This is a genomic window from Bacteroidota bacterium, from assembly GCA_039111535.1.
GTDB lineage: Bacteria > Bacteroidota > Rhodothermia > Rhodothermales > JAHQVL01 > JBCCIM01.
Window position 1 is genome coordinate 1 of the sequence record JBCCIM010000253.1, and the last position, 7,566, is coordinate 7,566.

Annotated in this window: 6 protein-coding genes; 2 read left to right on the forward strand and 4 right to left on the reverse strand. The window is 49.4% G+C overall.

Going from position 1 to position 7,566, the window contains the following annotated elements:
- On the reverse strand, positions 1-1,301 hold a 1,301-nt coding region (locus AAF564_24545), incomplete at its 3' end, for a DUF5916 domain-containing protein (protein ID MEM8488739.1).
- A gap of 74 nt (positions 1,302-1,375) precedes the next feature.
- On the reverse strand, positions 1,376-2,578 hold the full coding sequence (locus AAF564_24550) for a glutamate--cysteine ligase (GenBank protein MEM8488740.1): 1,203 nt from the start codon (positions 2,576-2,578) through the stop codon (positions 1,376-1,378).
- A gap of 147 nt (positions 2,579-2,725) precedes the next feature.
- Here AAF564_24550 and AAF564_24555 point away from each other — a divergent pair, with 147 nt between their 5' ends.
- Positions 2,726-3,310 (forward strand): nitroreductase, encoded by a 585-nt coding sequence (locus AAF564_24555; GenBank protein MEM8488741.1) that lies wholly within the window; start codon positions 2,726-2,728, stop codon positions 3,308-3,310.
- A gap of 152 nt (positions 3,311-3,462) precedes the next feature.
- Here the strand turns inward: AAF564_24555 and AAF564_24560 are convergent, their stop codons facing one another.
- A complete protein-coding gene (locus AAF564_24560; GenBank protein MEM8488742.1) occupies positions 3,463-5,895 on the reverse strand; it encodes an endonuclease MutS2 in 2,433 nt (810 codons plus the stop codon).
- 12 nt (positions 5,896-5,907) lie between these two features.
- Entirely contained in the window at positions 5,908-6,915 is a 1,008-nt protein-coding gene (locus tag AAF564_24565; protein MEM8488743.1) for a sugar phosphate nucleotidyltransferase, read from the reverse strand.
- A gap of 369 nt (positions 6,916-7,284) precedes the next feature.
- Here AAF564_24565 and AAF564_24570 point away from each other — a divergent pair, with 369 nt between their 5' ends.
- Positions 7,285-7,542, forward strand: coding sequence for a glycine zipper family protein (locus tag AAF564_24570; GenBank protein ID MEM8488744.1), 258 nt, complete (start codon positions 7,285-7,287; stop codon positions 7,540-7,542).
- Positions 7,543-7,566: the final 24 nt, after the last annotated feature.

Here is a 7,566-nt window from a genome sequence, read left to right on the forward strand (position 1 = left end):
CAGAAACGATACTGCGCATCCAATCCTACGGCGCGATTGTATATGCCGTTTTGATCCACATTTGTCAGGATCGCGCCGGCTGTCGCCCGCGGGAAAAGGCCCGTACGGATACGCGCTACGGTATTATTTGCAGACTCGCTGCCAAGAATCTGATTAAACTTCTCCCCTGTTTCAATATTTAGCAAACCAACGGAGAACCGTCCAACCTGGCCAGTCAGGCGACCGCCGGCCAAGATCTGGTTGCTCAATCCGATACGACGTGAAAAGAAGGTTTGGGTAGAGCGGGGATTTCCATGTTCAAATAACCCCGAACGCTCCAGAAAGAACTCACGCTTCTCCGGGAAAAAGAGGCTAAACCGAGACAGGTTCAGTTGCACGTTGTCGGCTTCAACCTGGGCAAAGTCGGTGTTGATGGTCAGGTCTAGCGTCAGGTTAGATGTAATGCCATATTTGAAGTCTACCCCGAGATCGCGGGTAAAGTCGGAAGTTGTAGCTTCATTCTGCAGGTCCGGTCTTACTTCCTGTGCGCCGGCGATAATGTAAGGTTTGATTTCAATATTTTTACCCCGCCGAACATTTTTCAGGCCTTTGAGCTTGCCATACTGAGACACAGCTGCCAATGCTCCGAAGGTACCATATTCGAGGCCAATCGGCGGCCACATTACCCGCTCGTTTTTGCGATTGATCATCCTTGATAGCATCAACCCAAATTCCAGCTCTTCGTCTTTTGGAAAGCGCAGTTGCCGAAAAGGAATAGAAACTTCAAGCGACCAGCCATTTTCATCGATGACGGTTTCACTGACAAACACAGCATCCCAGGAGAAGCTGTCGAGTGTTATGCCTTCATCGGTAATGGTGGCGTCATCCTGTGTGCCAAGGGCGTTCATTTCAAAGAGGTAGGCATTCCGCTTATCCTGATAGGTATCGAGCGCTATATAGGCGTGGTCGTCGCGGTCATTTCTGCCGCCTCGTTCGAGGTTTTTCGCGCGGATGAGCTCCGGGTTATCGTCGTAAAAACGAAAAGCAAAATACAGGTAGTCTCTGTCGTAGGCGATGCGTACTTCTGAAGCCTCAGTGGGTGTTGCGCCTTCTTCTGGCCAGAGTTGGGTGAAATTTATAATGGGGTCAATCTGCTGCCATATGATGTCATCCAGGTGACCATCTATACGCGGTGGTTCGTTTGTGTAAACCGCCGTTGCTTCAAAGGCAGCTTCGGGATCCATGGGTGGCGTGGTGGCCTGCTGGGCAAAGGCGTTCAGGCTTACAAAGAGGCCTGTAAACAACAAAAAAGTACGCTTCATAAATACTGGAGCCAAAATGTGAGGGGTGTAACCCAGTCCTGTACGGGACAATTCGGTGAAGGTTTAGTCCAGCATTATTTCTTGTTTTTCGAAGCCATCTGTAGGGGCACTTGATTTAGTGAGGGTTCAGTTATGCGGTTTGAAAAACTGTAACCGGCGGCAAGGACATCGATTAGATTGAAGTTTTGATTGAAGGCGTATTTCATTTCTCGTGCTTGACATGATCGCGCTGCATGTAACGCATCTAAATGGCTGAGCCACGCACAATCTGGATCATGTTCTAAAGCTCTACGAGCGGCCGCTAATACCAAACCAGCTTGTTGATGAATCAACGGGTCCTCAAACCCTACCAATGCAGTCTCTTTATGCTTCTTTTCGTCCGGCACAGCGGCACGCCCCGCCAATTGCTTGTCTAGCAGCATTCCTTTCATCAGGGCTAGTAAGGCGCCATAAAGATTGAAATCCCCACAACTGTCGCATGCTTTAAATTCTACACGGCCAACTTCAGACGCAATACGAGCCGGTTTCACCAGTGACGGCACAACGCTATATTTCGAGACGTCCTTTTCAAGAAATACCATCGCAGCGGGCCGAAGCCCTGTGCGCTCATACGAGCGCTTTGACAAGCCTTCCCACAACTTGCCTTTGTAAAAAGGAGCGCTAAACGTAAATGGGACAATAAATGGGCTGTAGTATGTCAACTTTTGAGCAAAGTCAACAAGTGCTCGCGTAGAAAGCCCAGACCTGGAAATATTCAAGTCAGGCCCTTGCGTCATCATCGGTATAAACGCTGTTTGCTTCTCTGGAGACGCATTCCGGCGAGCTTTCTCAAAGACGTTCAATGGCGGATAAGGCTTGAAGGTCGGCTGTAAAGGGTTGTAACTCGACAATACGGGAAAATACCCGTGCTCCCTGGCTACATCAGCCATTTTCTCAAAACTTGCTGTTAGTTCTTCGACAGCAGCGTGAATCGAATCGTGTATTCTGGTACGTATTTCGAGACCTTTTGGGATACATCCGGTCAGTTCGCCAGCTTCATCAAAGCGTTCAAATCCTTCGATATACCATCTTTTTTTCTTAATGCCGGCATCACCAACTCTTAGTTGCGGGTAGTCTTCATCATAGAGGGGCAAGTCATCTACAATTGCTTGCAGGCTTTCAAACGATGTGTTAGAAAAATCTACATATTGGCCATTTTCGGTCTGAAAGGCTACTTCGTGCTCGATTCCAAATTTAAATTGCATGCTGGGCCGATACCATTTGAGATTTTTTTGCAACTTTTCAAGCCTGGTTGTTATAACGAATTCTGCTGCCTGGCAGACTCGTTCACAATCTCTTTACTTGGAGAGTTGCAGATCTGGAACTATATTTGAACTACTATTTAGAATTAGTCTAAATAACACAAGATAGTAAAGTTGATGGACATGAGTGGGATGCGAGATATAGAAATGATAGATGCCCCTTCTGGTATAGCAAATCTTATTGCTGCTCGGCGTACAGTGCACAAGTTTCAGCCCATCCCACTGCCAAAAGAGTTAATTATAGAATCGATTTCGGTTGCCCGATGGGCGCCAAACCATAAACTGACAGAGCCCTGGCGTTTCTATTTGATAGGAGAAGAAACGAAGCAAAGCATTGCACACCTCGTGGCTGATTACGTTCGAGAACGTAAAGGTGATAAAATGGCCAAAGCAAAGCTTGAGTTGTGGCTAAAAGTACCAAACATGGTTGTAGTCACTTACAAAAAATCAGGGAATGCCTTTCGGGAAAAGGAAGATTATGCAGCCACATGTTGCGCCATTCACAACATGTCATTGCATTTATGGGAAAAAGGCGTGGGCATGAAATGGTCTACAGCGCGGGTGATGGAAAAGCGAGCTTTCTATGACTTGCTTGCGATCGATCCTGAGCGAGAAGAAACTGTTGGCGTACTTTGGTGCGGATTTCCTGCTGATGTGCCGACCAAATCGCGTAAACCGGTTGGCGCTATTGTGAGGGATTTGCCTTGATGGAGTGAGGAGTGAGGAGTGAGGAGTGAGGAGTGAGGAGTGAGGAGTGAGGAGTGAGGAGTGAGGAGTGAGGAGTGAGGAGTGAGGAGTGATTGAATTTTCCTTCGATATTCAGTGTTCCTTGTTCGGTGTTCGATATTCACTAGGAGCTTCTATTTTAAAAACGCATAAGTCACACCCGGGCCTCCTTCTTCCCAGGGGGCATCTTCGAAGCGCTCAACGTCCTGGCTGCTGTTGAGGTAATCATGTATCGCGTGACGCAGTGCACCAGTACCTTTGCCGTGGACAATTTCTACGCGGGAAAGATTCGTAGCAATTGCATCATCAATCAGTTTCATCACCTCACTCAGCGCAGCTTCTACCCGTTTGCCCCTGAGGTCAATGCGCTGCCGGGCTTGCAAAGCGCTCAGGCCGCCGCTGTTTGCAGCTTGCACCTGTCGCACGGTCACCTGCTGTTTTTTGGGACCGCCAACTTTGGTGAGCCGGCTTACTTTCACGCGCATGTGCATAGAGCCAGCCATAATCACGGCATTTTTGCCAGACAACTCGAGTAACTCTGCGGCTGAGTTTCCGCCATCTAGCACAACCTGGTCCCCTACTTGCAGAGGTTGTTGTGGGCGGCTTGTTGGTTTTGATTTGACCTGGCTTTTCTTTCTGCGCTGTTGCTTGCGCGTATTTTGCGCTTTCTCCCGGTCCAGTTTTTCTTTCAGCGAGGCCAGTTCCGCGCGTGCTTCCCTGGTGGTAGATTTGGCTGCCTGGCTTTCTTTGATTTCCCGGATGGTGCGTTCAATCTGCGCATTGGCTTTGCTGATTACGGCTTCAGCCTCTTCGAGGGCTTTGCCTTTGATGTGCTCGCGTTGTGCTTCAAGCGCATCAAAAAGCTCTTTGTACTTCGTCCGTTCCTCGTCTGCTGACCGCAGCGCCTCTTCCGCATCTTTGAGGCGCGATTCTAGCGACATGTTGCGTGCTTCCAGGCTCGTCAGCAAGTCTTCCATCCGACTTGCCTGTGTGCCAAGGAGGGCACGCGATTGCTCAAGGATGCCGTTATCGAGCCCCATGCGCGATGCAATCTCAAAAGCATACGAAGATCCCGGGATACCCATCAGCAGCTTGTAGGTAGGCGTTAGGCTTTCCTGATCAAATTGCATGCTGCCATTTTCCACAAGCGGGGTATTATGGGCAAAGACCTTCAATGCGCCATGGTGCGTTGTGGCAATGGTTGTGGCTCCTTTTTCAGTCAGGGTTTCAAAAATGATCTGGGCCAAAGCGGCGCCTTCTGCCGGGTCGGTACCTGTGCCGGCCTCATCGATCAGTACAAGCGTTGAATCATCAGCCGTTGTCGTCATGTGACGCAGGTTGGCTACGTGCGAACTGAAGGTAGACAGGTCATTCTCTATCGACTGCTCATCTCCCAGGTCGACAACAAGTTGGCTGTAGATTGGAAAAGCAGACAGTTCGTCTGCCGGTAGCGGCATGCCGTAGGCCAGCATCAACGCAAAAAGTCCAACCGTTTTCATGGCAACAGTTTTCCCGCCGGCATTGGGTCCCGTAAGAATTAGCGTGCGGGTGGCTTTGTCCATTTTGAGGTCGAGCGGGACAAGGTTACGCGCCGCCTCAGTGTCTTGCTGGGCAAGCAGGTGCAACTGTAGCACAGGATTCCTGCCGGCGCGGATATCAATTTCCCCGCTATCCGATACCTGGGTACAGTAGGCTTCGAGTGTGTTTGACAGCCGTGCTTTCGCCTGGATCAGATCAATTTCGCCGAAGATATCGAGCCCGATTCTGATTTCGGGGAGATGCTGGCGTACCATCGACGCCACTTCGAGCATAATCCGGCGCAACTCGTGGTGTTCTTCAGCTTCGATGGAGCGAATCTCGTTGTTTAACTCAAGGCAACTGGCCGGCTCGATATAAACGGTTTGCCCGGTTGCAGAGACATCGTGTACAAATCCCTTTACTTTACGCTTGGCTTCAGCACGCACCGGGATAACCATGCGTCCGCTACGCAGTGTGGGTTGGGCCTCTGTAGTAAAACCTTCCCCCATCGACTTGTGCAACTCAGCCATCAGGTTTGATCGGAGCCGCGATTGGGCAGCAACCCGCTTTTTGCGGAGCCGGCGTAGTTCAGGAGAAGCGCTGTCCTTTATCGATCCATCATCTTCTACAATTTCTGCAATCCGCTTCTCAACTGCCGGCAGGGGCACAACCGGCGCCAGGATTTCAAACAATCCGGGGTATTGTTCTTTCCGATCCGCAAAGAACCCGCGCAGGGTGCGCAGCAATTCGAGCACACGCCGAATTTGAAGCAACACGTCTGGTTCCGTAGTCGCACCTTCGGGGACCAGTTGTTTGAGTTGTGGGCGAATGTCTCCAACTGGATAAAGCGGTGCGGTATCATCAAACCTGAAAATATCCTGAAATGCAGCAACCTGGGCCAACGCTTCGCGAATGCCGGCAGGATCGTCCGCCGGCTGCTGTGCGTCCAGATACGAGCGTCCCATCGGGCTTAGCAAGTAGCCAGCCAGGCGGGCGCGCAAGACATCAAAACCAAGTTTTTCTTCTACGGATGCAGGATACGTTTTCATTTTTTTACAGTCTCATTCCTCATACCCAAGGATTGCATGGTCACCCACATTGATCATGCGCGGCTTGTCCCTTACCTGTGCATTCTGGCCGATCATCGAATTGGCCAGTACGGCATTTTCAACGTGGGCATTTGCGAAGATGATGCTATCTCGCACAATGGACCCGTTCACCTCAGCACCTTCTTCAATGGATACATAAGGTCCAATTACAGCATTGGATACCTTTGCACCGGGTCCGATGTAAACCGGGTTTTTGATGAGGCTGTTGTGTACCTCACCGAGCTTGGTGTCACTTACTTCTTTCGACAGGATCGTTTTTGTGGTTTCCATAAGTGCTTTAATGGTACCACAATCAAGCCACTGAGATACAGAAGCTGTTTTAAAGACCAGTTGCGCCTGCAGCATGCGATGGAACGCATCCGTCAGGTAAAACTCACCAGTCGGGCCTTTTTGATCGTTTTTGATCATGATATCAATTTCGCGGCCCAGGTTTTCCAGTTCTTTGATGTAGTAAATACCAATCAGGGCTTCATTGGATATCAAGTCGGTTGGCTTCTCCACAAAAGCCACAATCCGATCACCTTCACGGACGGCTACGCCAAAACGGCTTGGGTCTTCCACAAATTTAACCCAGGCGACCACGTCAGCCCCTTCAAGGGTTACCGTCCCCTCCATGTCAAAAAGGGTATCAGCAAAAACCACAATACCTTCACCATGCAGGTGTTCTTTGGCAGCATAAACAGCGTGCGCTGTGCCCAGGGGCTTTTCTTGCACACAAAATTCAGCCTGCATATTTCTTTTTTTGCAGATGGCGGTAAGCTGTTTTCTTACATTTTCGCCAAAATCGGGTCCGAGAATGAAGACACCTGTATCCGCAGGGGTTGGTAAAATACGTGCAAAAGTGTCTACTATTCTCTCCACTAATGTCTTGCCACGCACAGAAAGGAGAGGCTTAGGCGTAACATGAGAGTGCGGACGTACGCGCGTTCCGCGGCCGGCCATGGGTATAATTAGCTTCATAAGATCAGATATGCTTCGTTCAGTCCAATACAGCACGGAAAAAAGCCTTATACCCGGCTGTTCGGTTTGTGCTTCCGTCAATATATCAGGAAATCGTTACATCCTTGCATTTTAGTGTACGATAATGCAACGAAAGCCCTTCCTGCTGCATCAAAATGCAAAAGGCTTACAGGATTTTCACAGGGAGGGGTACATTTATTCTCTACTTTTGAGGACACTAAAAAGTACAAATTGCCTCGAATTGTGTGCATTCCGGGCATTGCCCTCCTTTGGCACCATAATTGGAAAAAATACCACTATCTCGCGGGCATCTTGCCGGCAATAAAATTAGAAAGCATAGAATTCTTAACTAACCAAACTTGAGAGACCATGAAAATGACTAAAAGAAATTCGATTTATAAACTCCCAATGTTATTAATGCTTGTCTTCAGCCTTACGCTGATGGGCTGTGCAAACATGAGCAAATCAGGGAAAGGAGCCGCAATCGGCGCCGGCGCCGGCGCTGCAGTTGGCGCTATTATAGGTAAAGTCACCGGTAAAACAGCCACGGGAGCCATTGTAGGCGCTATTGAGGGATACATTGGAGATGGATTCGAGTGCACAGGTAAGCTGGAGTTTCATGCGTAGAAACAAGTTGTGTTTAGGGTAAAA

Excerpts from the sequence above, each read along its gene's own strand:
- AAF564_24560 (MEM8488742.1), bottom strand. The coding sequence starts at position 5,895 with ATGAAAACGTATCCTGCATCCGTAGAAGAAAAACTTGGTTTTGATGTC.
- AAF564_24565 (MEM8488743.1), bottom strand. The coding sequence starts at position 6,915 with ATGAAGCTAATTATACCCATGGCCGGCCGCGGAACGCGCGTACGTCCG.
- AAF564_24570 (MEM8488744.1), top strand. The coding sequence starts at position 7,285 with ATGAAAATGACTAAAAGAAATTCGATTTATAAACTCCCAATGTTATTA.
- AAF564_24555 (MEM8488741.1), top strand. The coding sequence starts at position 2,726 with ATGAGTGGGATGCGAGATATAGAAATGATAGATGCCCCTTCTGGTATA.